Source organism: Myxococcales bacterium (assembly GCA_016712525.1).
In the GTDB taxonomy this organism is placed as follows: Bacteria; Myxococcota_A; Polyangia; order Polyangiales; family Polyangiaceae; genus JAAFHV01.
Genome location: JADJQX010000001.1, coordinates 2,121,159 through 2,144,935 on the forward strand (window position 1 = coordinate 2,121,159; position 23,777 = coordinate 2,144,935).

24 protein-coding genes are annotated in these 23,777 nt (G+C 69.9%); 16 read left to right on the forward strand and 8 right to left on the reverse strand.

What is annotated here, in order from left to right; all coding sequences use genetic code 11:
• Positions 1-2: 2 nt before the first annotated feature.
• The 5 genes from IPK71_09030 to IPK71_09050 all read left to right on the forward strand — a co-directional run bounded on the left by IPK71_09030 (position 3) and on the right by IPK71_09050 (position 4,762).
• Complete coding sequence (locus IPK71_09030; protein MBK8213881.1) at positions 3-815, forward strand: helix-turn-helix transcriptional regulator; 813 nt, start codon at positions 3-5, stop codon at positions 813-815.
• Between the two features lie 93 nt (positions 816-908).
• Positions 909-1,817: a flap endonuclease gene (locus tag IPK71_09035; GenBank protein MBK8213882.1), complete on the forward strand. Its 909-nt coding sequence runs from the start codon at positions 909-911 to the stop codon at positions 1,815-1,817.
• Positions 1,818-1,938: 121 nt separating this feature from the next.
• On the forward strand, positions 1,939-2,685 hold the full coding sequence (locus IPK71_09040; protein MBK8213883.1) for a hypothetical protein: 747 nt from the start codon (positions 1,939-1,941) through the stop codon (positions 2,683-2,685).
• A gap of 82 nt (positions 2,686-2,767) precedes the next feature.
• Positions 2,768-3,943: a cyanophycinase gene (locus IPK71_09045; GenBank protein ID MBK8213884.1), complete on the forward strand. Its 1,176-nt coding sequence runs from the start codon at positions 2,768-2,770 to the stop codon at positions 3,941-3,943.
• 27 nt (positions 3,944-3,970) lie between these two features.
• A complete protein-coding gene (locus IPK71_09050; GenBank protein MBK8213885.1) occupies positions 3,971-4,762 on the forward strand; it encodes an AAA family ATPase in 792 nt (263 codons plus the stop codon).
• 115 nt (positions 4,763-4,877) lie between these two features.
• On the opposite strand, the gene IPK71_09055 is transcribed toward IPK71_09050, so the two are convergent.
• The 3 genes from IPK71_09055 to IPK71_09065 all read right to left on the reverse strand — a co-directional run bounded on the left by IPK71_09055 (position 4,878) and on the right by IPK71_09065 (position 7,655).
• Positions 4,878-5,789 carry a ketopantoate reductase family protein gene (locus IPK71_09055; GenBank protein MBK8213886.1) on the reverse strand — a complete coding sequence of 304 codons (912 nt, stop codon included), beginning with the start codon at positions 5,787-5,789 and terminating at the stop codon, positions 4,878-4,880.
• 3 nt (positions 5,790-5,792) lie between these two features.
• Positions 5,793-6,479, reverse strand: a complete 687-nt coding sequence (locus IPK71_09060) for a hypothetical protein (protein MBK8213887.1) — start codon at positions 6,477-6,479, stop codon at positions 5,793-5,795.
• Between the two features lie 114 nt (positions 6,480-6,593).
• The gene (locus IPK71_09065; protein MBK8213888.1) at positions 6,594-7,655 is read right to left on the reverse strand and encodes an aminopeptidase; all 1,062 of its coding nucleotides are present in this window, start codon (positions 7,653-7,655) and stop codon (positions 6,594-6,596) included.
• Between the two features lie 82 nt (positions 7,656-7,737).
• On the opposite strand from IPK71_09065, the gene IPK71_09070 reads away from it, so the two are divergent.
• Both IPK71_09070 and IPK71_09075 read left to right on the forward strand, forming a co-directional pair.
• On the forward strand, positions 7,738-8,577 hold the full coding sequence (locus tag IPK71_09070) for a DUF429 domain-containing protein (GenBank protein ID MBK8213889.1): 840 nt from the start codon (positions 7,738-7,740) through the stop codon (positions 8,575-8,577).
• Between the two features lie 11 nt (positions 8,578-8,588).
• Entirely contained in the window at positions 8,589-8,999 is a 411-nt protein-coding gene (locus IPK71_09075) for a PQQ-binding-like beta-propeller repeat protein (GenBank protein MBK8213890.1), read from the forward strand.
• Between the two features lie 24 nt (positions 9,000-9,023).
• On the opposite strand, the gene IPK71_09080 is transcribed toward IPK71_09075, so the two are convergent.
• Positions 9,024-9,374, reverse strand: a complete 351-nt coding sequence (locus IPK71_09080; protein ID MBK8213891.1) for a hypothetical protein — start codon at positions 9,372-9,374, stop codon at positions 9,024-9,026.
• A gap of 166 nt (positions 9,375-9,540) precedes the next feature.
• Here IPK71_09080 and IPK71_09085 point away from each other — a divergent pair, with 166 nt between their 5' ends.
• Positions 9,541-11,100, forward strand: a complete 1,560-nt coding sequence (locus tag IPK71_09085; GenBank protein ID MBK8213892.1) for a hypothetical protein — start codon at positions 9,541-9,543, stop codon at positions 11,098-11,100.
• 350 nt (positions 11,101-11,450) lie between these two features.
• Here the strand turns inward: IPK71_09085 and IPK71_09090 are convergent, their stop codons facing one another.
• The gene (locus tag IPK71_09090; GenBank protein MBK8213893.1) at positions 11,451-12,410 is read right to left on the reverse strand and encodes a hypothetical protein; all 960 of its coding nucleotides are present in this window, start codon (positions 12,408-12,410) and stop codon (positions 11,451-11,453) included.
• Between the two features lie 123 nt (positions 12,411-12,533).
• Positions 12,534-13,676 (reverse strand): hypothetical protein, encoded by a 1,143-nt coding sequence (locus tag IPK71_09095; GenBank protein ID MBK8213894.1) that lies wholly within the window; start codon positions 13,674-13,676, stop codon positions 12,534-12,536.
• 233 nt (positions 13,677-13,909) lie between these two features.
• Between IPK71_09095 and IPK71_09100 the strand changes: the two genes are divergently transcribed.
• From IPK71_09100 to IPK71_09110, 3 genes are all read left to right on the forward strand, one after another.
• Positions 13,910-15,088 carry a hypothetical protein gene (locus tag IPK71_09100; protein ID MBK8213895.1) on the forward strand — a complete coding sequence of 393 codons (1,179 nt, stop codon included), beginning with the start codon at positions 13,910-13,912 and terminating at the stop codon, positions 15,086-15,088.
• Between the two features lie 132 nt (positions 15,089-15,220).
• Positions 15,221-16,687 (forward strand): dihydropyrimidinase, encoded by a 1,467-nt coding sequence (gene hydA, locus IPK71_09105; GenBank protein MBK8213896.1) that lies wholly within the window; start codon positions 15,221-15,223, stop codon positions 16,685-16,687.
• A 131-nt stretch (positions 16,688-16,818) separates the two neighbouring features.
• On the forward strand, positions 16,819-17,271 hold the full coding sequence (locus IPK71_09110) for a PaaI family thioesterase (GenBank protein MBK8213897.1): 453 nt from the start codon (positions 16,819-16,821) through the stop codon (positions 17,269-17,271).
• A 37-nt stretch (positions 17,272-17,308) separates the two neighbouring features.
• Here IPK71_09110 and IPK71_09115 read toward each other — a convergent pair whose 3' ends face one another.
• Entirely contained in the window at positions 17,309-18,052 is a 744-nt protein-coding gene (locus IPK71_09115) for a redoxin family protein (protein MBK8213898.1), read from the reverse strand.
• A gap of 102 nt (positions 18,053-18,154) precedes the next feature.
• Here IPK71_09115 and IPK71_09120 point away from each other — a divergent pair, with 102 nt between their 5' ends.
• From IPK71_09120 to IPK71_09140, 5 genes are all read left to right on the forward strand, one after another.
• Positions 18,155-18,835 (forward strand): hypothetical protein, encoded by a 681-nt coding sequence (locus tag IPK71_09120; GenBank protein MBK8213899.1) that lies wholly within the window; start codon positions 18,155-18,157, stop codon positions 18,833-18,835.
• Positions 18,836-18,965: 130 nt separating this feature from the next.
• A complete protein-coding gene (locus IPK71_09125) occupies positions 18,966-19,532 on the forward strand; it encodes a hypothetical protein (GenBank protein ID MBK8213900.1) in 567 nt (188 codons plus the stop codon).
• Positions 19,533-19,630: 98 nt separating this feature from the next.
• Positions 19,631-20,794 carry an ABC transporter substrate-binding protein gene (locus IPK71_09130; protein MBK8213901.1) on the forward strand — a complete coding sequence of 388 codons (1,164 nt, stop codon included), beginning with the start codon at positions 19,631-19,633 and terminating at the stop codon, positions 20,792-20,794.
• 77 nt (positions 20,795-20,871) lie between these two features.
• Positions 20,872-21,819: a branched-chain amino acid ABC transporter permease gene (locus IPK71_09135; protein MBK8213902.1), complete on the forward strand. Its 948-nt coding sequence runs from the start codon at positions 20,872-20,874 to the stop codon at positions 21,817-21,819.
• A gap of 126 nt (positions 21,820-21,945) precedes the next feature.
• Positions 21,946-23,031, forward strand: coding sequence for a serine/threonine protein kinase (locus tag IPK71_09140; GenBank protein MBK8213903.1), 1,086 nt, complete (start codon positions 21,946-21,948; stop codon positions 23,029-23,031).
• 12 nt (positions 23,032-23,043) lie between these two features.
• Here IPK71_09140 and IPK71_09145 read toward each other — a convergent pair whose 3' ends face one another.
• A complete protein-coding gene (locus IPK71_09145; protein MBK8213904.1) occupies positions 23,044-23,637 on the reverse strand; it encodes a TetR/AcrR family transcriptional regulator C-terminal domain-containing protein in 594 nt (197 codons plus the stop codon).
• Positions 23,638-23,777 lie beyond the last annotated feature (140 nt).

A 23,777-nucleotide genomic window follows, 5' to 3' on the forward strand; every position in this document is an offset into this window, starting at 1 on the left:
GGATGATCCACGCCTCTACCCAGCCGCTCTCGGCGACGTCCCACGTCCGGACCTGGCGTTGCACGAGCCCTGTCCGTGGCGCGGCCACCGCGCATCGAGGCCTCGAGCTCGCGTGGCTCGATGCAGGGGCGGCGCGCTACGGCGGTCCCGGTGGTGAGGTCGTGGCGAGCCCCGGCGCTTTCGTCGTCGTCCCTCCTGGCGTGGAGCACGTGACCGCGCTCGATGAGGGCCTCCGCGGGACGGTCGTCGAGCTCGACGCCTCGACCGTGCGCGAGGTCGCGTCCGCAACTTCGATGGCCTCTCGTCGCTTCGACCGTGTCGTCGTGGTCCCGGACGACGGAGGCATCGTCGCGCTCGGTGGGCTGCTCGCGCGCGAGGCGAGCTCGGGGGCCCGAGATCGGGAGCTCGTCGTCGACGCGCTGGTCGAGGCTCTCGTCGTGAAGCTCCTCCGCCTCGATGTCTGGGAGGCTCGGCCCGTTCGCGCGCGGGATCCGCGCCTGCTCGCGGCCATCGACTACGCCCACGCTCACGCGTGCGACCCCTCGCTCGACGTCGCGCGGCTCGCGGCGGCCGCGGGCATGAGCCGGTACCACTTCAGCCGCGCATTTCGAGGTGCGCTCGGCGTCGCGCCGCACGCGTTCGTCCTCGACCTCCGCGCGCGGCACGCGGCGTCCCTCCTGCGGCGTGGTCGTCGGAGCGTCACGGAGGCCGCGTTCGCGTCGGGCTTCGGAGATCTCGGGCGGTTCCGCGCGGCCTTCCGTCGGACCTTCGGGGTGGGGCCGTCCGAGTATGTCGCGGCGACTCGGGTGGGGTGACGCACGGGGCGCGGCTTCGCCACGACGGATCCATCGTGGGGTGGAAAGGCCTAGCTTTTCTCGCGAGCCCGGGCTCTCTGTCTCGAGACCATCATGACGAAGCCCCGCATCACCGGCGTCGACGGCACGTTCGAGCTCTACCGCGCCGAGTACTCGAAGCGTCCACGAAAGATCGTGCCCATCGACGGCGAGCCTCGCGACGTCACCGCCACGGTGGGGCTCGTCTCGTCCCTCCTCGCGCTGCTCGGCGATCCGGAGGAGCGGGTCACGCACCTCGTCTACGCCTTCGACAACCCGATCCGCTCCTTCCGTAACGATCTCTTTGCAGGATACAAAGACGACTCCGGCGTGCCGGACGACCTCCGGCGTCAGTTCGATCTCGTGGAGCGCGTGGTGCGTTCCTTGGGCATCGCCGTCCTCACGATGCGCGAGCACGAAGCGGACGACGGCCTCGGGACCCTCGCGCGCGCCTTCGCCGACCACGAGGTCAGGCTGCTCTCTCCGGACAAGGACCTCGGCCAATGCCTCGAGGAGAGCGGCCGCGTCGTCACGGTGGACCGCATCCGCAAGCGCGAGATCCGCTACGCCGACTTCGTGGCACAGAAGGGCTTTTTGCCAAGGTTTTTGCCCGATTTTCTGGGCCTTACGGGCGACCCGCAGGACGGTATCCCGGGCATCCCCGGGTTCGGAGAGAAGACGGCCTCGGCGCTGCTCGCGGCGTTCCCTGGGCTCTCTGCGATCCCGGACGACGGCGCGTCGTGGCCGGCGAGCATCCGTGGCCGTGAGAAGCTCGCGCGCGCCCTCGCCGACGCAAGGGGCGACGCGCTCCTCTACACCAAGCTCGCGACGCTCGTGACCGACGTGCCCCTCGGGCTCACGCTCGACACGATCCGCGTGCCCACCGAGGTGCCCGAGGCGTTCGTCCGCGAGGTCCTCGCCCTCGCGTCCCCCGATCTCGCCGAGCGTGCCGCGAAGGTGCTCGCGGCGCGCGCGCACGGCTGACCGCGGCGAAGGGCTCCCGCAACTTCTGCGTCGTCACGCGCCAAGCCTGCACGGTTCCCCGCGAAAATGGCCTCTCCTAGCGCGCGTTCGCCGGAGGAATCGTTCTTGCTCGTGCCTCGGCATGACGTCCGTCGGTCCGAAGGTCTCCGCGCTCCTCCTTCCTGCCCTTGGAACGCTCCTCGCCGCCGAGCTCTTGGTCTCTGCGTGCAGCGACACGCCGGCGACGGCCGACGGCGGCGGAACGGACGCTGGGAGCGACGCGGCCGTGGTCGGTGACAACGTCCGCCCGCCGACCGGCACGGGCAACACGCTCGTCGACAGGCTCGGGGCGGCCGCAGCGAAGTGTGGCTCCCAGAGCTCGCTCACGGTGCCCGGCGGGTGGCAGCTCACGGCCATTGGCGACAAAGGGTGCATGGTGCACGTGCCTCCGGGGTGGAAGGTCGTGGGGGCCTTCGGGCCGACCGTGTCGGCGTTTCGGGACGACACGGGAAGCGAGGGGTTCGTCGGTCTCGCCGGGGCCGCGCAAGCCTCGGCGTGCAACCCGGTCGCCGTGCGCGACGGCGTGCTCCAAGGGTTCGTCGACAACGGCTACGCCTCTCCGAAGGTGCTCTGGAACGCCGAGCGGAACGAGCCGTTCGGTGGCTCGACCTGGCCGACGGGGCACACCGTGTTCTCGCTCACGCGGGGCGCAACGCCGCTCGTCGGGTATTTGTGGCTCCTCACCACGCAGACCGTCGTGGCTTGCGACGTCGTAGGCTTGGGCTTCTGGGAGCCCGAGAGCGCGATCGAGGCCGACACGTGCACGCTCACGCAGATCGTCCAGTCGGTGCGCTGCCCGAGCGGTGGCGGCAAAGAAGACGGGGGCTGAAGGTCGAGGAACGCGCCGTTCCTCACGACGTCCGAGCGTCGAGCATCGTGGTCATGCGCCGCGGGTGCGGTATCTTCAGGGGATGCGTCGCTCGTGGCTCGTCGCGCTCTCTCTCCTCGTCGCGTGCACGAGCACGCCTCCCGCGCCTGCTCCCGCGGCGAGCACGCCCGTCCCCGTGCCCACCGTCTCCGGCACGGCGCCTGCCCCCGAGGACGCGTCGGCCCCCATCGACGCGGCTACCCCCGTCGACGCGTCCGAGCCGCTCACGCTCACGGCGTACCCGAGGCGAGGCTCGCAGGTGGACGACACGAGCGCGCCGAAGGGGCCGGGGCTCGTGATGATGGGCGGCGGGCCCGACGTCGACGCGGCCTTCGTGTGGGCGCACGATCTCGTGGTCGGCTCGAAGGCGCGCGGCGCCGACGTGGTGGTGCTGCGGGCCACCGGCGCCGACGGGTACGACGCCTACCTCGACGGGCTCGCGCAGTTCAACTCGGTGCAGACGCTGAAGATCCCCGCGAAGGCCACGTCGACCGATCTCGCGTTCGCCGCCCGTGTCGTCGGCGCGGCCGAGATCGTGTTCTTCGCCGGCGGAAACCAGGGCGACTACGTGGCGTGGGCCGGCTCGCCGCTCATGCGCGCCGTGCAAGGGGTCTACGATCGCGGGGGCGTCGTGGGGGGCACCTCCGCCGGCACGGCCATCCTAGGCGCATCGGTCAACGACGCGACGCTCGCCATCTCCGAGTCGATCACGTCGAAGACGATGATGACCGACCCGTACGACCCGAGCGTGCACTTTACACAGAACATGCTCGTCTTCCCGCCGCTCGCGCGCACCATCACCGACATGCACTTCGCCGAACGCGATCGCATGGGCAGGCTCGTCGGGTTCATGGCGCGGCAGGTGGCCGACGGCGTCGTCCCAGGTCCGTTGCCCACGGTGTACGGCGTCGCGGTCGACGAGGACACGGCGCTCGTGATCGATCCCGCGCGCTCGGGCCGGATCTTTCGCCAGCGCGGGGCGGGGGCCGTGTACGTGGTCCGCGGGGGCGCGCCCGACCGGGCCGTGCGTGGCCAGCCGCTCGTCTACCGCGACCTCACCGTGCACAAGCTCGACTCGGACGCCGCGCGCTACGATTTCGCCCGCCACTGCGGCACGGGCCGGACCTTCCCGCTCACGGCCGTCGGCTCGGCCACGTCGTACGAGTACACGCCCACGAGCCCGTACGCGGCCCAAGGCAACGTCGACACGTGCCCGTGACCGTCGAGCACGACTAAGCTCTCCTCCGTGGGTCACCTCCTCAGCGTCACGAAGAAGCCCGGCATGCCCACGGAGGGCGCCTTCCCGTGGTCCGTCCCGGCGGTGCGCGCGTTCGAGCGCCTCGAGCTCTCCCCGGGGGTCACGTTCTTCGTCGGCGAGAACGGCTCGGGCAAGTCGACGTTGCTCGAGGCCATCGCGCTCGCGGCTGAAATACCGGGGCTCGCTCCCGCCCCTCCCGAAGCCGACGTCACCCTGGCGAAGCAGCTCGAGCTCGCGCGGTACCTGCGCCTCGCGTGGACGGCGCGCTCGCGTCGCGGCCTCTACCTCCGCGCCGAGAGCTACTACCTCGCGCTCCACGCGCAGGCACGGAACGAGGCGCGCGTCCTCCGTGAGCGCGTGCAAGCTGAGAACCCCGCGTGGATGCCGGCCCGTGTGCCGCTCCCCGGGGAGGCGGTGCACGTGGACGAGCTCTCGGCCGAGCCCTACTTCGCGGCGATGGACGCGCGCTCCCACGGCGAGTCGTTCCTCGGCACCCTCGAACGAAAGGTGTCGGGCCCCGGGCTCTACCTCCTGGACGAGCCCGAGAGCCCCCTCTCTCCGAAGCGCCAGATCACGCTGCTCAAGCACCTCCGCGCGGCGGTTCGGGGTGGCTCCCAGATCGTCATCGCGACGCACTCGCCCATCTTGCTCGCGCTGCCGGGCGCCAAGATCGTGTCGTTCGACACCGTGCCGCCGAGCGTGGTCGCCTACGAGGACCTCGAGCACGTGAAGGTCGTCCGAGACTTCTTGCGCGATCCGGCGGCCGCCCTCGAGGAGTGACTCCCAACGAAAACGGCTGGATTCGTGGCGTTTGGTCGTCTCCGAAGCACAGCCGGTGGTGCCTTGAAGCACAGCCGGAGGTGCCTTGGAGCACACCCGGAGGTGCGCTCGCGCTTCAGAGATCGAGCCTCGCTCGAAGCGCGTCGAGGTCTCCTGCGGAAGAACCGTGACCGAGCGCCGCGAGGGCGGCGAGGAGCGTCTTGGCCTCGGCGCGGTTCTCCTTGGCCGAGAGCGCCCGTCGCGTCGCAGGAAGACGAAAGGCCGCGGCCACCGTGCGCGCGAGCAGAGCTACCGGCGTACGCGCTACGAGATCGAGCGTCGATGGCTCGATCGCGAAGCCCTCGCGCGCGATCGCGAGCCCCGCGTGCATCGCGCGAGCGACGAGCCGCGCGTCGTCTCCCGTGAGCCCGCGCGGACCTGCGAGGGCCCCGGCCGCCATCAGCGGGGCCATGAACGCCGCATGGGTCGTGAGCCACGCCTCGATGTCGTGCGCGCGCGCCGTCGGGATGCCGGCGGCCTCCAGGGTTGCCTCGAGCTCCGAGAGCCCCAGAGGATCGTCCGACCCGAGCGCACCCACCGTGGTGATCTGCGCGAAGCGGAGCGCCCTCGGGACGACGTGCGCGTCGAGGATCCCGTCGTCGTCGAGCGAGGCCACGATCGCCGGGAAAACCCAGGCTCCACGCGCGGCTCCCGCCGCACGCCGGGCCGCGTCGAGGGGGCCCACCGCGTTCACGACGAAGGCGACGAGCGGGGCCCGCGACCGCGCCGCGATAGGCAACGCGGCCTCGAGGCTCTGCGCGCGCACGGCGACGATCAGCGCGTCGTCGGAGACGGATGGCTCGTCGACCTCGGTGGACACGGTGACCCGCGCCTCGAGGCCGTCACGCGTGACGATGGCCCCGGCCGCACGCCGGAGCGCTTCGAGCCTCGGGCCGCGCGCGACGAGCGTGACCTGTGCTCCGGCCCGGGCGAGCCGATGTGCGAAGGTCGTCCCGATCGCGCCCGCGCCGAGGATGCGGACACGCACGGCTCAGTACGGCTTGCGGCCGTTGAAGTTGCCGGGCGGGCTGTAGTTGCAGACCCAAAACTCCCACGCGCCGCCGCCGAACGGGCTGTTCGTCGTGCAGCGCTGGGCCGCGCAGCCGACCTTCACGCTCTCGCGCCAGACGACCTGCGTGTAGTGTCCACATACCCCGGAGCACTGGTTCGTGGCGTAGGTGTAGTTCTTCGCCTCGCTCGCCCAGCTGTCGACCACGGCCTTCGGCGACTTCATCGTGCTGCCGCCGCCGCCGGCCGCGTAGATGTTCTCGCCGCGCTGCCCGCGCTGCGGGTTGTGGGCGAACACGCATTTGGCGGCGTAGGCCTTCGCGACGGCGGCGTCCTCGTCGGACCACTGCATGTTCGCGAGGGGCGGGCTCGCCGCGGGCTGCACCCCCGCGCGGACGGCGTTGTGCGCGGCGACGATGCCGTTCAACGCGGCGTCACTCGGCTCTGCGCCCGGAGGCGTAGGCGGGGCGGGCGGCGTCGTGCCGGTGCCGGTCGGGGTCGTCGTGGGGTTCGCGGTGGGGTTCGACGTCGGGGTGCCCGGCGCGTCCGTGCCCGTGGCCGTCGCGGTGGGCGAGGTCCCTCCTCCACCGAGCAGCGTGGGATCGTCGCTGCATGCGACCAGAACGACCGACACGACCAGGATCGAAGCGGCGACGCGAGGCATACCCATGAGACTCAGGATAGAGGGCCGCGGTCCGCACGCCAGGACCGAATGGTGCCCCTCGGGTCACCGATGCGTCTCATAGGGGCCAATGTAGGACAGGCGGAAAATTCCGTTGTCTCGCTACTTTGCGCACCCTCCCGCGACGACCGGCGCGAGCAGCCGGGCCGGATCCTCGTGGGGGCGCGCCTTCTGGAACGTGGGCTTCGCGGCGACGAGCGTCTTCATGAAGCGCGGCCAGGAAGCACCGCAGGTGGCGAACAAGGCCTCGAGCTCCTTCTGCCCCGAGCCGTACGTCTCGTACTGCACGAGCGAGGCGTTGGTGAGCTCGCGCCGCGCGTGGGTCGCTTCGCGGAGCTTCGTGAGGACGTCGAGCTTCTTCGCGAGCTTCTCGGCGGGTGTGGCGCGCGACGCGTAGATCCCCTCGAGCTCTTTGTAGGCCGCGCTCATCTTTGCGCCGCGCTCGTCGATGAAGGCCTCGAGCTCGTCGTACGCGCGGAGCTCCGAAGAGCTCGGGCCGCGCGCCTCCGTGAGGAAGACGCGCGCCAAGTGCTCCCCGACGAACGACGCGACGCTCTCGTTGAGCGTGCTCTGCCCCGGGACGAAGTACGTCGCGTGGAGAGACTCGTGCAAGATCGTGTCGGCGAGCTCCCCGAGCGCGGCGTCTCCCTCGACGAACATGGTCGAGATGACCGGGTCGTCGAAGAAGCCGAGCGTCGAGTAGGCCGGCGCGGGCCGCATGTCGACGTCCCACCCTTCGTGGGCGAGCTCGGTCGCGTAGGCGCGGGCCTCGTCCTTCTTGAACCAACCGAGGTAGGTGATGCTCCCCGTGATCGGGAACGACCAGGTCTTCGACAGGAAGGACAGCGGCTCGCACGCCGACACGACCCACACCACCGCGTCGCGTTCGAGGTGCACGTAGGTGCGGTAGCTCTCGGTCGCCCGCAGCCCGTGTCGCTCGCCGAACGCCTTGATGGGCCCGACGGCGGCGAGCAGCTCGCGCGTGCGTCGCGAGAAGCGTTTTTCGCGGACGATGCGGTCGATGTCGACCTGGCGGTCCATGAGATCGGCCTGCCCCGCCGAGGCCTGCGTGAGGTAGCGGAGCTCGGTGCAGCCCGCGCCGAGCACGAGGGCCGAGACCGCGACGAGGGCACGAGCGATGGCCGAAGCGTGGGCACGAGGCACCCGACCAAGATACCGCGCCTCGCCCGTGGCATCGTACCGGCATGATCCCCTCGCGCCCCTTTTCACGCCCCTTGGCCGGGCCTTGACGGCGTTCGCGCCCAAGAAGGTCTTCGGGGTCGACTTCAGCGGGGCTCGGCTCGCAGGGAAAACGGCCTTCCTCGCCACGCTCGAGCTCGGCGAACGTCCGCGGTTCACGTCTCTCGCGTCCCTCGGGGAGCGCGCCGGGAGCGACGAGCGCGACGTCGTGATGCCCTGGCTCGTCGCCGCCATTCGAGCCGAGCGCGATCTCCTCGTCGGCATCGACGCCCCGTTCTCTCTCCCTTCGGCCCTCGAGAAGGGGGCCACGTACGCCGAGGAGCTCGCCTACGTCGCGACGTTCCCCGATGCGCAGACCCTCGGCCGCACCCTCGCCGAAGAGGCCCGTGCCCGGTTCGGAAGGCCCCACGTCAGGCGTCGCACCGACGCCCTCGCGCGCACCCCGTTCGACTCGTACCACTACCGCATCGTGCACCAGACGTTCGTCGTCATGCGCGACGTGTGCCGACCTCTCTTGCATGATGCACGTACCACGCTCCTGCCCTTCGCCTACGAGGGGCTCGCGAAGGCGGATCGGGTCGTGCTCGAGACGTGCCCGAGCTCGACGCTGAAGCGGCTGGGCCTCCCGTTTCGCGGCTACAAAGACCCCGGCAAGGCGAGCCCGTCCCCCGAGAAGGTCGCTGTTCGTCGGGGCATCCTCGCGGCCATCGAGGCCCGCGCGCGTGTGCCCCGTGGGCTCGCCGAGCGCGCCATGCAGGACCCTGGAGGCGACGCGCTCGACGCGATGCTCGCGGCCCTCGGGGCGCTCGAGGGCTTCACCCGTGAGGACCATCGCGCCCTCGCCGAGGACGCGTCCCTCGTGCGCGAAGGCTGGGTCTACGCGTAACCTGGCTCGGCATGTACCGATCGTCACCCGCCCTCGCCCCTCTCGTCATCGCCGCCCTCGGCCACCGCGTCGTCGCGCTCGAGCGCCAGTCGGGCAGGCGCGTGTGGGAGTGGCAAGATCCGGACGGCACGGACTTTTCGCGCATCGAGGTCGACGCCACCGACGTGCTGGTCGGTGGGGGAGCGAAGGTCGTGCGGCTCGTGCACGCGACCGGGGCCGTGGTGTGGCGCGCGCACGTGCCGGTGCCCGTGTCGACCTGGCTCGTCGACGGGCCGCACGTGTTCCTTGGCTCCGGTGGAGAGGTCGCGTGCCTCGATCGAGAGACGGGGCGCGTGCTCTGGCACGACCCGTTCCCGGGCTACGGGCTCTCCCAAGTGGCGCTCGGCGTGGTCGGCGCGGCGAGCGACGTCGACAGGTTCTGAGCGCGAGCGGCGTTCTGCGGGAGGTCAGTCTTTTCGGCAGACGAGGGCCTTGCCGCCGTCGCGGGTCGACTCGTCCTTGCACTCGTAGTTCGCGCGGCACTCGTCGTTGCGGGTGCACTCGGGGAGGCAGACGCCGCTGTCCTTGTCGACGCAGCGCGAGCCCGTGGGGCAGTCGACGTCGCGGTTGCAGTTCACGACGCACATGCCTTGCGGGTACGAGCCGCTCGTGATGCACCGCGAGGTCGAGGCGCAGTCGGCGTTGGCCGCGCACGGGCCACCGACGGCCGTGCCCTCGGCGCCGACCCCACCTCCGCACGCGAGCACGACCGCGGAGACGAAGGCAGCGGCGAGAGCAGAGCGGAGAGGAGCATCCATGAGACAACGATACGAGACGCCGCCCGGTCTGTCGCGTGCGCATTCGTGAGCGATCTCGATGCGATGCGAGATGTAGGAGAACGTCTCTCGGTGTGGGCCGAGCCATTCGACGTAGCGACGACGGCCGCGCCTTTTCGGAGCTTGGGTTCGCGGTAAAGTAGGTCGGATGAAGCTCTCTCCGTTCGCGGTGCTCGTGTGCCTCGGGGTCGTGTCCGTCGCGGCGTGCCGCGAAGAAGAGCCGTTCGACACCGATCCCATCCAGCCCGACGGCGGCACCTCGAGCGATGGCAGCACCACCAAGACCGACTCGGGCACCCAACCCACGGACGGCGGCACGCGCCCCGACGCCTCGGACGGCGGAAGCACGCCCGCGGGTCGCCAGCTCACCGCGGGGGAGATCGAGATCCTCTCGACCCTCGCCGACGGCACCATCGTGTTCCGTCGCTACGCCGCCAAGGTGAGCCTCGAGGCCATCGCGCCCACGGGCGGCGCGCCGACGGTCATCGCCCCCGACCTCGTCCTCGAAGGCGAGGACACCGACGACGTGGTGGTCGTCATCGGCGGCGCGGTCGGCCTGTGGACGGGCGTCAACGCCGACACGGGCATCGGCAAGCTGTCCATTTGGACGAAGGCGAACGGCTTGAAAGAAGCCGCGGCGCAGTCGCCCATCTACGAGGTCGACGCGTCGAACGACGGCGCGCGCGTGGCGTTCGTCCGTCAGATGGGCGCCGACCTCCAGCTCGTGACCGCCCCGTCGACGCTCGCCGGACAGCCCACCGTCGTGCAAGACGCGCTCGGCGACGGCAGCCAGGCGAACCCGTGCCCCGCGTTCTACACGTTCGTCGCTCAGAACCTCTTCACCTCCACGTGCACCGGCGCCGGCATCACGGCCACCGCGCGGCGCACGGATCCGGCGGGCGCGCAGGTGCAGATCGACACCGGCCTCGCGCCGTACTTCCTCTCGGTCTCGGCCAACGGGGACAAGGTCTTCTCGGCGAAGCGCATCACCGCCGGTGGCACGGGTGGCGCGGCCGCGGTCTACAACGTCGGCGCGACGGTCACCGAGGTCGCCATCGAGGCGGCGGGCGTGGCCGAGGGCTCGATCTCGCGCGATGGCTCGACGGTCGTCTACCGCACGCGGCTCGGCGCGCTGAAGAAGGCGGCCACGGCGGCCCCGGTGAACGCGACCGAGCTCGCCGCGAACGGGAGCCTCATGGGCATCCTCGCCACCTCGCCCGACTCGAAGGCGGTGCTCTCGCACAAGCTCGCGCCGGGAGGGGATTTCGGCGGGCTCTACGATTTGCAGCTCTCGGGCACGGCCACGCCCGCGGCCCCCACGACGCTCGTCGCCACCGCGACCGCGATCGAGTTCGGGTTCTCGCTCGGTAGCAAGTACGCCTTCTGGGTCCCGAATCCGGCGATGCCGCAAGTGAAGGCGCGCGCCGCGGCCGGAGGGGGCGCCGACATCGATCTCGGCCCGGCCCAGGTGTTCCTCGGCAAGATCGACGGCTCCGATAAAATCGTGCTGGGCGAGAACGAACGCGAGATCACCGTCGATGGGCGCAAGGTCTCCGTGGTCGACTTCAAGCTCCGCGATCCGGCCGCTCCCGCGAGCTCCGTCGTGCTCGCTCAGGGCGCCGAGGTCGGTGGCCTCGTCATGCCCGGCGGCAAACAGCTCCTCTACACCGAGGCCGCGAAGGGCCTCTTCATCCGCGACATTCCCTGATCGTGACGGCGCGACGAGCGCCTGGCCTCGCGCGTCCCTCGGGCACATCGTCCGAGGTGACGCGCGTCGTGCTTCGATCGACGTGAGCCGCTCTCACGCGTCGGAGGTGTCAGCGCACTTCGTGCATCGCGACGGCGTCGTCCTCGGCGCTCCACGCGTACATGAGCGACGTGAAGCTCGAGAGGATCGAGAAGAACAGGAGGGCGCGCCGGAACGTCATGCCCTCTCCAAAAGCAACGGTTGGGCCATTCGTAAGTGCCCGAAACAACGATGAATGTCGGCGGTGGAGGGGCGCAGGCCCGACCGGAGAGACCAGCCGCCGCGCCCCATGATCCCGCCGATCCCACGCCTCACTTCGTGACGACCGTCACCGTGTACGGCGTGCGCCACGAGGTGGGCACGGCGACGTTCGGCCCCGCGCTCGCCTCCTCGCTGTTCGCGAGGCCTGCCTTGATCCAATACCGGCCGGGGCCGAGGCTCGTCGTGCAGGTCGTGAACGCCTCCTTCGTCTCCGTTCCGGGCATCTCGACGCCGAAGTTGGGATCGTCGCACCGGACGACCTCGTCCTTCGCGTCGCGGAGCTGGAAGTACGCGGTGCTCTCACCCGGGATCGCGATCGACAGAGACACCTTCTTCGCCTCGGTCAGCTCGAACGTGTACCAGTCGTCGCCGCTCGGACCGACGAGCCGGCTGTCGTTCGGCCCGATCCCCGCGTGGAGGTAGGCCGTGATCGCGCGATCGGTGGGGATGCGCTTGGCCGCCGCGCGTGAGTCGTTGCCCTCGTAACAATCGACGAGCGCCTCGTACTTCGCCTCGACGCCGTAGCCGTTCGGTTTGTCGGCCCTGAAATCGAGCGGCGTGAGACGGAGCTCGTAGGCCTTCCCTCCCGCGAGGCGCGCCGTGTACGACGCCGTGCCGTCCGCGGCTACGTCGGCCTCGGTGCGTTGCTCCGACGCCTTGTCACCCTCGAGCAACCAGACGCCCACCTCGAACGGTTGGGACGTGGCCTTCATCGTGATCGTGAGCAGCCCGCCGCCCGCGTCGGTCGGAGGCAACGCAATCTTCACCACGTCCTCGGCGGACGCAAACTGGCCGGATTTGCTCGTGTCCAGCTTGGCGGGGGTGTACTCGGTGCACTCGCCGCGGTCGGTGGTCGCGCCGGAGTCCGCGGCGGTCACGTCGGGCGAGGCCGAAGCGTCGGACGCGCCGCCGGTCGTCGTGACGGTGCAGCCGCCGTAGGCGAACGGGGCGAGGGCCATGAGCGAAGAGGCGAAGACGAGCGTCGTGAGGGAAGCGCGGCGTAAGGTCACTGTGGGGCTCCTTCGTGAAGGCGAGGCGTGGCTCGCGAGCCTCGAACCCTAAGGAGCCCGCGCGCATCGTCGCTACCCACCCGGGGGGGTAGCCCGCGGTGGCTCGAGGCCGCGGACGTGAGCTCAGCCTCGCCGCGGGAGATGGCGCCGGAGGTCGAAGGTGAGCGCGCGCGCCTGCGTGTCCAGCGTGGTCGCGAGCTCGGACGCGCTGTTCACGCCGAGGCGGACGTAGAGGCTCTTCTGGTACGATTTCAGCGTGGACGCGCTCACGCCGAGCTTCTCTCGGATGGTGTGCGCAGGCTCGTTTTGCCAGATGGCCAGGGCGAGCCGCTGCTGTTGCGTCGAGAGCCCCGCGAGGTGGAGCGCCGTGCGTACGCGGAGCCCGCGGCTCATCTCGAGCGAGAGCTGCACCCCGAAGTGGTCTCCGCCGTCGGTCTCCCCGTCGGCCGCGAGGCCATAGGCGCGCATGCGGAGCCTGCCTCCGGCGAGCGGCAGCGTGAGCGTCGGGACGATCCCCTTCCCACGTCGAGCGGCGTCGAGCATGGCGCCGAGCGCGCGGCAGGCTTCGGGGAGGTGAGAGGGTCTGTCCATGAGGCGACCTCGTTCGGGGCCGGCGGACGCGTCCTCGAGCCACGCGCGCGCGCCCGGCGACGCCCACACGACGAGGCCCGACCGCTTCACCACGAGCAGGCCGCTGTCGACCTCGTCGTACTCCAAGAGCCCGCGCGACTCCTCTCGTGACGCGGCGCCGCGGTGGGCCGCGAACGCGTGCACGAGCCAAGGGTAGAGCTCGGCGGCGATGTCGACGTCGGCCTGTCGGAAGCGCGGGGCGCGCAGCTCTCGGAAAATCCCCAGGATACCCAGCGGGCCGCCGCGATCGCGGATGGCGACGTCGAGGACGTGGTGGATGCCGTTCCGCGCGAAGAGGTGCTGGTAGGTCGCGCCCGTGACGAAGGCCTCGCCCCCTTCGATGAGCGTCCCGTACGGCCTTCGCCCCGGGGCGAGCAGGTTGCCGAAGGCAGCGGGGTCGTCCGTCGCGGCCGAGAAGGCGTGCCCGCTCTCGGCGAAGAGCCGGTGGCTCACCTCGTCGAAATGCTCGCTGTAGTGGTGCCTCGGCGCGCAGCGCTCGTCGACGCGGATCATGGAGAGGCTGAACGACGGCACGAGCCGCTTCATCGCCTCGGAGACCGCCGGCATCTGGGTCATGAGGTCGAGCCCCGACGTCAGCAGGCTCTCCAGGAACACGAGCTCACGTTTCCGCGCCATCGCTCCTCTCCGAGGCTCGCATCCCCAAAGGGTAGGCGCTGAGAGGGAGAGAGAGAAGCTCTAACGAGATGAAACTACGACAGTTTTCGGCGTGACTAGGCTCTGCCGTGGGCTCGGGGTCCGCACCTCGCGCCTCACGGGCACGTCCGTGGCGGCCGTGCTATCCACCCCGCGGCTACGGCGCTTCGGGTGCCAGCTTGTAATTGAAAACTGTTTTCAATAAGGTGTCTCCCATGCGCTCGCCGACCCTCGTCCTCCTGCTCGCGGTCCTCGCCGCGGCCTGCTCGTCCACCACGGTCCCGGAGACACCGGCCGGTCCCGACTCGGGCGCCGAGGTCCCCGCGACGGCCGCGCTCGGGCTCAACGACGTGTCGGTGCTCGTCCCGATCCCGGCCTCTCCCGCCGCGCCCGGCGCTCTCGGGCCCACGGACGCGGGCGCGCGCGGGGAGCTCCTGACACAGGCCATCTACGACAAGATCCCGAAGTTCGGCGTGAAGCCCGCGCAGGGCCTCGACTACGCCCGCATGCGCGCCGTGGCGATCCGGTTCGACGGCTGTTTTCCCGGCAAATCCGGCTGCGAAGAGCAGATCCGCATCGTGATGCAGCCCATCACCGACGACGGCAAGACGCTCGACTCCGCGCTCCACCTCTTCTACCGCCTCACGCCCGACGAGCTTCCCTCCCTCGTGCAAGAGCTCCGCCGCATGCGCACGCTCGCCCCCGAGGTGAAAGACGCGCCGCTCGACGTGCACGCCGCGCTCGCCGCGCAAGGCCTCGAAGGGGCGTACGGCAAGGCGCTCCGCGATCTCGTCTTGAAGCGCTGCGGCGAGCAGAACTTCGTGCGGATGACCTTCTTCCTCCGCGCGCCGCCCCGCCAAGAAGAGTGGTTCTTCGGCGGCTTCGATCGCGATCCGGCCGACGGCAAGATGACCCAGCTCGACATCGTCGGCGTGGGCAAACAGAACCAGCGCGTCGACCGCCCGATCACGCCCGAGGGCTACACGTACACGTTCACGCCCTCCCCCAAGACGCCCGAGGACATCGACGTGCTCCTCACGAGCGAGGCCGCCAAAGCCGCGACCCCCGAGGCGAGGCAGGCCGCCCTCGCAGGGCTCATGCGCATCGAAAACCCCGGAAAATACGGGCCGGATCAGCTCTCGTGCGCGGGGTGCCACGTGGCGACCTTCGTGCGCGAGGCGACGAACAAAGCCTTCGGTCTCGACGGCGCGAAGCTCCCCGACGCGTTCACCTCGTCCCGTGACCTCAGCCTCCGCGGAGAGTCGCGAAGCACGGTGTCGTCGCTCCGAGCGTTCGGCTACTTCGACGACAAGCCGATGATAGCGAACCGCATCGTGAACGAGTCCGCCGCGGTGGTCGACGACCTCGAGAAGCGCTTCCCCCCGAAGAAGTAGCCCACGGCGAAAGGCTCACGCGCAGCGCGTCATGCCGCTTTTCGCGGTTCCGCGCGCGCGGCGCTTTGGTACCTTCGAGGGCCTCGTCGCGCCGTCGCGGCGAGCAGAGACCCTTCGAAGGAGAGTAGGCCCATGGCAGCTACCGTGATCCGTGGCGGGACCGTCGTCACCGCCGAGTCCGAGTCCCGCGCCGACGTGCTCGTCATCGACGAGAAGATCCACGCCGTCGGCAAGGACGTGGAGGCCCCGGCCGGAGCGCGTGTGATCGACGCGTCGGGCGCGTACGTCATGCCCGGCGGCATCGACCCGCACACGCACATGGAGCTCCCGTTCATGGGCACCGTGGCCTCGGAGGACTTCTTCACCGGCACGAGCGCGGCCGCGGCCGGCGGCACCACGTCGATCATCGATTTCGTCATCCCGAGCCCGAAAGAGCGCGTCCTCGACGCCTACAAAAAGTGGCGCGGATGGGCCGAAAAGGCCGCGGCCGACTACGCGCTCCACGTCGCCATCACCTGGTGGGACGAGACCGTGCACGCCGACATGGGCGCGCTCGTGAAGGAGCACGGGGTGAGCTCCTTCAAGCACTTCATGGCGTACAAAAACGCCATCATGGCCGACGACGAGATCCTCGTCTCGAGCTTCTCCCGCGCGAAGGAGCTCGGTGCACTCTGCACGGTTCACGCCGAGAACGGCGAGCTCGTCTTCCGTCTCCAGAAAGAGATCTTCGAAAAGGGCTTCACTGGCCCCGAGGGCCACCCGCTCTCGCGGCCCCCGGAGGTCGAGGGCGAGGCGGCGAACCGCGCCATTCGCATCGCCGAGGTGCTCGGGTGCCCGATCTACCTCGTGCACACGTCGTGCGCCGACGCGCTCGAGGCCATCTCGCGCGCGCGCCTCGAGGGTCAGCGTGTCTTCGCCGAGGTGCTCGCGCAGCACCTCGTCATCGACGACAGCGTCTACCGGAACCCGGACTGGAACGCGGCCGCCCACTACGTGATGAGCCCGCCCTTCCGCGCGAAGGAGCACCAGGCTGCCCTCTGGCGAGGCCTCCAGGCCGGCATGCTCCAGACCACGGCGACCGATCACTGCTGCTTCTGCACCCCGCAAAAACAGGCAGGGATCGACGATTTTCGAAAGATCCCGAACGGCACGGGCGGCGTCGAGGATCGCATGGGTGTGCTCTGGCACCACGGCGTGCGCACGGGCCGCCTCACGCCGAGCGAGTTCGTCGCCGTCACGAGCACGAACGCCGCCAAGATCTTCAACATGCACCCGAAGAAGGGCAACCTCTCGCCCGGCGCCGACGCCGACCTCGTCGTGTGGGATCCCGAGAAGACGCGCACCATCTCGGCGAAGACGCACCACCAGAACATCGACTTCAACATCTACGAGGGCATGACCATCACCGGGAACGCGGCGGTCACCCTCTCGCGCGGCGCGGTCGTGTGGGAAAACGATCAGCTGAAGACGGTGAAGGGCGCGGGGCGCTACGTCGAGCGGCCGCCCACGTCGGCGTACTTTGCGTCGCAAGAGAAGCGCAACGCCACGAACGTGCCGACGCCCGTGAAGCGCGAGCGCCCCGCGGTCGCCGCGAAGTAGGCGAAGTCGCCAACGCTGGCACGCGCGAGCCCCGACCGAGGCTCGCGCGTGTCACCTTTTCGAAGGCCGCGCACCGGAGAATCTTCCGTTCTTCCATGGGGTTACGAAGAGCCGGGTGGTACGCTGCGGGCATGGACCCCAAAGAGATCGCCGCCCGCATCGACGCCATGCACGAGGGCACGTTCGCCGGTGAGCTCGGCCTCGTCATGGTGTCCGCGAGCCGCGACGAGGTCCGCGCCAAGCTCACCGTCACGTCGAAGCACCACCAGCCCTACGGCATCGTGCACGGCGGGGTGTACGCGAGCGTCATCGAGTCGGTGACGTCGATCGGGGCCGGCGTCGACGTGTTCGAGAAGGGGAAGGGGATCGTGGGCCTCGAGAACCACACGTCGTTCGTGCGCGCCGTCCGCGAGGGCACGCTCGACATCGTCGCGACGCCGCTCACGCGTGGCCGTCGCTCGCAGCTTTGGGAGGCCACGATCCGCACGGCCGAGGGCGCGCTCGTCGCGACGGGGCGCGTGCGGCTCCTCGTGGTCGACGGGGACACCGAGCTCGCCGGAAAAAAGGTCGAGCCCGGCCTCTGATCGCGCGCCGCGCGAGCGCCGTGAGGAGGCGCCGTCCTTACTTTTGGGCGTACTTGACGCTGCAGCCGTAGGCGCGGGTCTCGGGCTTCGCGACGGGGCGCTTGGCGGCGAGGTCGGCCAAGGTCGCGTCCACGTACGACACGAGCTTGCCGCCCTCGGGCGACTCGCCCTCGCCGTCGGGGGAGTTGTCCGCGGCGCCGCGGTAGACGAGCGTCCCCGCCTCGTCGACGATCATGATGTGCGGCGTGTTCGTCGCACCGTACGCGTGCCCGACCGCGCCCGACTCGTCGAGCAAGACGGGGTGCGCGACGTCGAACGCCTTCTTGCCCGCGCGGTTCGCCTCGGCGCCGAACCCTTGTTTTCCCTCGCCGTTCGAGTTCACGGCGAGCCACACGACGCCCTTCTTCGTGGCGTCCTTCGCGGCGGTCTTGAGCGAGCCCTTCGTGTGCGCGGCCTTCACGAAGGGGCAGCCCGGGTTCCACCACTCGAGCACCACGACCTTGCCCTTGAACGACGAGAGCTTCACGCTCGCGCCCTCGGTGTCCTTGAGCTCGAAGTCGGGCGCGGGCTTGCCCACCTCGGCCTTCGCGATCGCAGGGCCCTCGGCGGGAGCTTGGGGAGCCGTGGCCGCGAGCGCGGCGGACGCGGCGGTCGTCGCCGACGTGGGCTCGGTCTTCGGAGCGGGCTTCGGTTCGTTGCACGCGCCGAGCGCGGCGATGCTCGAGACGAAGAGGGCGAGACACACGAGGCGAGGGGAGCGAACGGAGTGCGTGTGGGACATCGTAGGTGGGTTCGATGGTGCACGAGCTTCGGGCGTTGCACGCAGGAAATTCGCTGCAATTTGGGCTTTACAACGAAGGGTCGAGCTTTCAGTCTTCGCCGCATGGTGCGCGCGATTCGCTCGGGTCTCTTGGTCTTGTCGATGTCGGCGGCCGCGGTCGCCTGCGGCGGCTCTCTCGCCGACATCCCCGATCCCGACGGCGACGGAGGCGCGAACGACGTCCCCACCGCCTCGCCTCCTTCGACCGGCACGGGCCTCCCCACCCCTGACGCGTCGCCGCCTCCTCCCTTCGACGCGGGCCGACCCGACGGCAGTCGACCCGACGGTGGCCGCCCCGATGGTGGCCGCCCCGATGGTGGCCCGTTCCCGATCGACGCGAGCCTCCCCCCGATCGACGCGGGTCCTCCACCGGTCGACGCCGCGCCGCCGCCCGGGCCCATCGCGTGTGGCGCTTCGTCGTGCGACTCGGCCACGCAGACCTGCTGCATCCAGCAGGGTGGCGCGACCTGCATCGCCAAGGGTGCCACGTGCCAGGGCGGCGCGCTCGCGTGCTCGAGCGCTTCGAGCTGCGGCGCGGGCGAGGTGTGTTGCGCGTCGCTCGGTGGCGCGGGCGGCGGAGGCGCGGCGTGCCGCACCACGTGTGGCCCGACGGGCATCCAGCTCTGCGACAGCGACGCCGAGTGCACCGCCCCCGAGACCTGCCAACCCGCCGTGCTCGGCCTGAAGACGTGCCGCCGCACGTTCGGTCCGCCGCCCCCGCCCCCGCCTCCTCCCCCGTTCTGAGGGCGCACGTCGCGGTTGGGCGCGCGGATATTTAAGCAAAATCATGCGGTTGTCGGCGTGGAGAGATCTACGCCCGTCGGCGGCGATTACGTGTTCGCGCGTCACGCGCTCCGACCGTAGACTTGCACCCATGCGAGTTGCGCAGATGGGGGTGTGGGGCGCGCTGGTCGTCGCGACGTTGACGTCGGCAGGTATCGCTCGAGCGGAGATCGCCGAGCGCATCATCGCCGAGGAGATCACCTCGGATGGCGTAGCTCCCGGCGACGAGGCGACCTGTCTCGCGATCGGTGGCGTGTGGGTGGCCGCCCCGCCGCACTGCGAGGTCTCGGAGAAGACGGCCGACGCCGACCTCGGCTGGGATTGGTCCACCTTCGGAGACGCGGACGCCGATCGCGCGGTGAAGGTCGCGGCGGCCTGGCGAGGCTACTTCGAGGGGCTCGTGCGCGGGCCGAAGCTCTACGCGAAGCCCTTCTTGCTTACGACCGCCGCGTTCGTGACCAAGGTCGACGCGGCCCTCGCGCGCGCCGCCAAGGCCGACGCGGCCGACATGGCCTCGAAGGACCCGCGCGCCTCTGCGCGACGGATCGCGCGTCGTCGTGCCGTCGCCACGTGGGCCGCCCTTCGGGCCGACGTCGTCGCCGTGGAGGCCGCGGTGCGAAAGAAGCTGCCCACACCCCCGCGCCCCGCCGCCAAGTAACGCGGTACGGCACATCTGCTCAGGAGAGCGGCCGGTGCTTCGGCGCTCTCGGTGCGCACGGTTTCATGGTATGCGAGTCCCTTCCTCGGAGGGAATCCATGCTCACGCGCCGCGTTTTTTCGCTCGTTGCCGTCTCTGCTGCCGTCCTCGCCGTCACCGGCTCGACCGGCTGCGAGAAAAAGAGCGACGACCTCGTCGTGGGCGCGTTCCTCTCGCTGTCGGGCAGCGACGCGACCTTCGGCGAGGACACGAAAGAGGGCATCGAGCTCGCCGTCGAAGAGCTCAACAAGGCCGGCGGCATCAAGAACAAGAAGGTGAAGGTGCTCTTCGAGGACGACAAGTCGCTCCCGCAAGAGGCCTCCAACAAGGTCCGCCAGCTCATCGACCGCGACAACGTGCTCGCGATCTTGGGCGAGGTCGCCTCGAGCCGCACGATGTCGGGCGGGCTCATCGCCAACACCAAGAAGGTGCCGCTCGTCACGCCTTCGTCCACCGCGGTCGAGGTCACGAAGGACCGCGACTACGTCTTCCGCGTCTGCTTCACGGACGACCAGCAGGGCGACGTCGCCGCGCGCTTCGTCTGGGAGACGCTCAAGAAAAAGAAGGCCGGCCTCTTCTACGCCGCCCAAGACAACTACTCGTCGGGCCTGGCCGCCTCGTTCAAGGAGCACTTCAAGAAGCTCGGCGGCGAGATCGTCGTCGACAAGGGCTACCAAAAGAACGAGACGAACTTCACGACGTACCTCTCGGAGCTCAAGTCCAAAGAGCCGGAAATCCTTTTCGTTCCGGTCTATTACAACGAGATGGTCCAGATCGCGCGGCAGGCCAAGCAGGCCGGCATCCCGGGCACCATGTTCCTCGGCGGCGACGGGTGGGACTCGCACGAGCTCATCGACGGCGCGGGCGCCGAGCTCGAGGGCGCCTACTTCACGAACCACTACGCGCCCGACGTGCCCTGGCCGAACTCGGCGTCGTTCGTGGCGGCGTACAAAGCCAAGTACACCTACCAGGGCAAACCGAAGGAGCCCACGAGCCTCGCGGCCCAAGGGTACGACGCGGCCAAGCTCCTCTTCGACGCCATGAAGCGCGCCCCCGAGCCCACGCGCGAGGCCATCAAGGTCGCCCTCTCCGAGACGAAAGACTTCGCCGGCGCCACGGGCTCGCTCACGATCGACAAGAACCACAACGCGAACAAGCCGATCGTCGTGGTCCAAATCAAAGACAAGAAGTTCCGCTACACCGCCCAGCTCATGAGCCAGTGAAGATGGCCACCGCGACGCCCGCACCGAGCCCGAAATTCTCTCCTGCCCGCGCGGCCATGCTCGCCCTCGGCGTCGTCATGCTGCTCGGGCTCGCGTCCGTCGTGCGCACGGCCGGCGCGGGAAAAGTAGGCGAGGCGCTCGTCACGGGCCTCACGCAGGGCGCCATGATCGCCCTCGTCGCGCTCGGCTACACGATGGTGTACGGCGTGCTGAAGCTCATCAACTTCGCGCACAGCGAGGTCTTCATGATGGGCGCGTACGTAGGCGTCTTCGTGCTCGGCGCGATGGGCATCGACAACCCCATGCTCTCGGGTGCGGCGGCGGTCGTCGTGGCCATGCTCGGGTCGGCCATGATCGGCGTCACGGTCGAGCGTGTCGCGTACCGCCCGCTCCGTGGGCGCGGAAAGGGCGCGCTCGTGCGTGTCACGCCGCTCGTCACGGCCCTCGGCGTGTCGGTGCTCCTCCAGAACGCCGCGCAGCTCCTCTTCTCGGCGCGGTACCGCTCCTACCCGCAGCTCATCGTCGGCAGCGTCGATCTGCCCGTCGTGGGTCACGTGGGCAAGTCTCGCCTCGTCATCCTGCTCGTCGCCGTGGTCGTCATGGTCGGGCTCGAGCTCATCGTCAAGAAGACGTGGTTCGGCAAGGCCATGCGCGCCTTGTCCGCCAACGAAGAGGCCGCGCGGCTCATGGGGATCCGCACCTCGCGTGTCATCTCGGCGACGTTCGCGCTCGGCTCTTCTCTCGCGGCGATCGGCGCGGTCCTCTTTTGCGTCGATCAGTCCAGCGTGTACCCCACCATGGGCACCGCCATCGGCACGCGCGCCTTCGTGGCCGCGGTGCTCGGGGGCATCGGCAGCATCCCGGGGGCCATGCTCGGTGGGCTCCTGCTCGGCGTGCTCGGCGAGATGATGAAGCTCTCGAGCTACTCGGGAAGCATCGACGCTCCCGTGTTCGTCGTGCTCATCGCGGTGCTGCTCGTCCGCCCCGCCGGTCTTCTCGGGTCGAATCGCGCCGAGAAGGTGTGATGAATCAGGGGCCGAAGGGCCTCGAACCTCGGCGGATCGAGGCCACGTCGGCTTTTGAGTCGATGGCGTAATCGCCCGGCGCTCATCGTTCGCCCGAGCCCACGGGAAGCCGGCTACGCTGACATCGTGGGGATGGAAGTTTCGTACTCCGGCCAAGTGATCGCGAACCGCTTCGAGGTCTCCGCGTCCATCGGCGAGGGTGCGTGCGGAACGGTGTGGATGGCGCACGACCGTGTGCTCGGCATCCACGTCGCGGTGAAGGTGCTGCGCGACGCGATGCGCCGCGACCCGAAGCGGCTGGCGGCCTTCGAACGGGAGGCGCTCGTGTGCCTACGCATGTTGAGCCCGAACATCGTCCGCGTGCTCGCGTTCGGTGCCGAGGCCGACGAGCTCCCGTTCATCGCCTACGAGCTCTTGCCCGGCGAGACGCTCGAGCAGCGGCTCGGGCGCGCCCCGAAGCTCACGATCGACGAGGTCGAGAACGCCGTCGTCCAGATCGCGCGTGGCCTCGGCCGTGCTCACACGCTCGGTGTCGTCCACCGCGACATCAAGCCGTCGAACGTGTTCCTCACGAAGGACGATCGCGAGAAGAGCCTCGCGAAGGTGCTCGACTTCGGCATCGCGACGCTCCGCGGGAAACGCGACACGCAAGGCAACGACGTGTACGGCACCCTCGAGTACATCGCGCCCGAGCTCGTCTTCCAGACCCACGAGCCCGACGCGAGGGCGGATCTCTATTCGCTGACGGCGCTCGCGTACGAGTGCCTCACCGGGCGGCCGCCGTTTCGTGTCGGGTCGGTGCCCGAGCTCATCGCCAGGCTCGCGCGTGGGCCATCTTCCCCGGACTCGGTCGCGCCCATCGTCGGCGCTGCGGCGGCCGTGGCCCTCGACGACTTCTTCGAGCGAGGGCTTTCGAAGGACCCGTCCGAGCGGTTCCAGTCCGCGCGAGAGCTCGCCGAAGAGCTCCATCGTGTGATCAAGGCGGCCAAGGTCGCGAACCCGGCCCTCGTTCCGGTGCGCCCGAGCATGATGTCGCTCCCCGCCGTCGAGATGCCCACGGGGGACTCGGCCTCGAAGGTCGCCGTGGCACCGAAGCCGCCGCCGATGCGCCCACGTGCGCAGAGCTTCGTGTTCGGCATCGAGGACGAGATCGACATGACCAACGGCGGCGCCCCTTCGAGCGGCCGCGGGCGCGATCCGCGACGCGAGTAGGGCTCGCGGTCCTCAGCGGGATAGCGCGCGCTCGAGGCCGTCGAGGAAGAGCCCGAGGCCGAGCTCGAAGTCCGTGGTCCCGGGCCCGTGGTCCGCGGTCGCCCGTGCGGTGAGAAAGTCCATCATTTCGACGAGATGCGGGTAGTCGGCGCGAGAGAGCGTGGCCGCGCCCTCGCGGGGTGACGTGGGCTCTCGGGGGCCCGCCGACTCCTGCAGGGTGAACCCGTACGTGTAGCTGTCGACCGCGAGCAGCGTGCCGTACGACAGCTCGAGCGAGAAGCCCGCGTCGCGCAGCGCGCCCACCACCGCGTCGTTCGTTCGCAGGCGCGCCGCGGTCGGTGTCGTGCGTGACTCGACGAGGCCCACGGCCCACCTGTGGCGGAGGAGCACGCTCCGCATCACGAGCGCGCGCGCCCTCACGAGCTCCCTCCACCCGAGGCGGCGATCGGGCAAGGTCACCTCGCCCATGACGGTCTCGACCATCCCGTCGAGGATGTCGTCTTTGTTCGCCACGTGTTTGTAGAGCGACATCGCCTCGACCCCGAGGCGCTCGGCGACCGCGCGTAGCGTGACCGCCTCGAGCCCGCCCCCGTCGGCGAGGGTCATCGCGGTCTCGACGATCCGCGCTCGGCTCAGCGGGAGGCGCTTCGCCTTGCCACGGGGCACGGGGGCCCTGCGCGCCGGCGCTTTCGAGGAGGCTCGCGAAGAGGGCTTCGTCACGGCCCTTTTTCGCAGATCTCCGGGCG

Bases quoted from the DNA above. Each gene is read 5' to 3' on its own strand.
- IPK71_09030 (MBK8213881.1), top strand. From the start codon at position 3: ATGATCCACGCCTCTACCCAGCCGCTCTCGGCGACGTCCCACGTCCGG.
- IPK71_09035 (MBK8213882.1), top strand. From the start codon at position 909: ATGACGAAGCCCCGCATCACCGGCGTCGACGGCACGTTCGAGCTCTAC.
- IPK71_09040 (MBK8213883.1), top strand. From the start codon at position 1,939: ATGACGTCCGTCGGTCCGAAGGTCTCCGCGCTCCTCCTTCCTGCCCTT.
- IPK71_09045 (MBK8213884.1), top strand. From the start codon at position 2,768: ATGCGTCGCTCGTGGCTCGTCGCGCTCTCTCTCCTCGTCGCGTGCACG.
- IPK71_09060 (MBK8213887.1), bottom strand. From the start codon at position 6,479: ATGGGTATGCCTCGCGTCGCCGCTTCGATCCTGGTCGTGTCGGTCGTT.
- IPK71_09075 (MBK8213890.1), top strand. From the start codon at position 8,589: ATGTACCGATCGTCACCCGCCCTCGCCCCTCTCGTCATCGCCGCCCTC.
- IPK71_09080 (MBK8213891.1), bottom strand. From the start codon at position 9,374: ATGGATGCTCCTCTCCGCTCTGCTCTCGCCGCTGCCTTCGTCTCCGCG.
- IPK71_09085 (MBK8213892.1), top strand. From the start codon at position 9,541: ATGAAGCTCTCTCCGTTCGCGGTGCTCGTGTGCCTCGGGGTCGTGTCC.
- IPK71_09095 (MBK8213894.1), bottom strand. From the start codon at position 13,676: ATGGCGCGGAAACGTGAGCTCGTGTTCCTGGAGAGCCTGCTGACGTCG.
- IPK71_09100 (MBK8213895.1), top strand. From the start codon at position 13,910: ATGCGCTCGCCGACCCTCGTCCTCCTGCTCGCGGTCCTCGCCGCGGCC.
- hydA (MBK8213896.1), top strand. From the start codon at position 15,221: ATGGCAGCTACCGTGATCCGTGGCGGGACCGTCGTCACCGCCGAGTCC.
- IPK71_09110 (MBK8213897.1), top strand. From the start codon at position 16,819: ATGGACCCCAAAGAGATCGCCGCCCGCATCGACGCCATGCACGAGGGC.
- IPK71_09115 (MBK8213898.1), bottom strand. From the start codon at position 18,052: ATGTCCCACACGCACTCCGTTCGCTCCCCTCGCCTCGTGTGTCTCGCC.
- IPK71_09120 (MBK8213899.1), top strand. From the start codon at position 18,155: ATGGTGCGCGCGATTCGCTCGGGTCTCTTGGTCTTGTCGATGTCGGCG.
- IPK71_09125 (MBK8213900.1), top strand. From the start codon at position 18,966: ATGCGAGTTGCGCAGATGGGGGTGTGGGGCGCGCTGGTCGTCGCGACG.
- IPK71_09130 (MBK8213901.1), top strand. From the start codon at position 19,631: ATGCTCACGCGCCGCGTTTTTTCGCTCGTTGCCGTCTCTGCTGCCGTC.
- IPK71_09135 (MBK8213902.1), top strand. From the start codon at position 20,872: ATGCTGCTCGGGCTCGCGTCCGTCGTGCGCACGGCCGGCGCGGGAAAA.
- IPK71_09145 (MBK8213904.1), bottom strand. From the start codon at position 23,637: ATGACCCTCGCCGACGGGGGCGGGCTCGAGGCGGTCACGCTACGCGCG.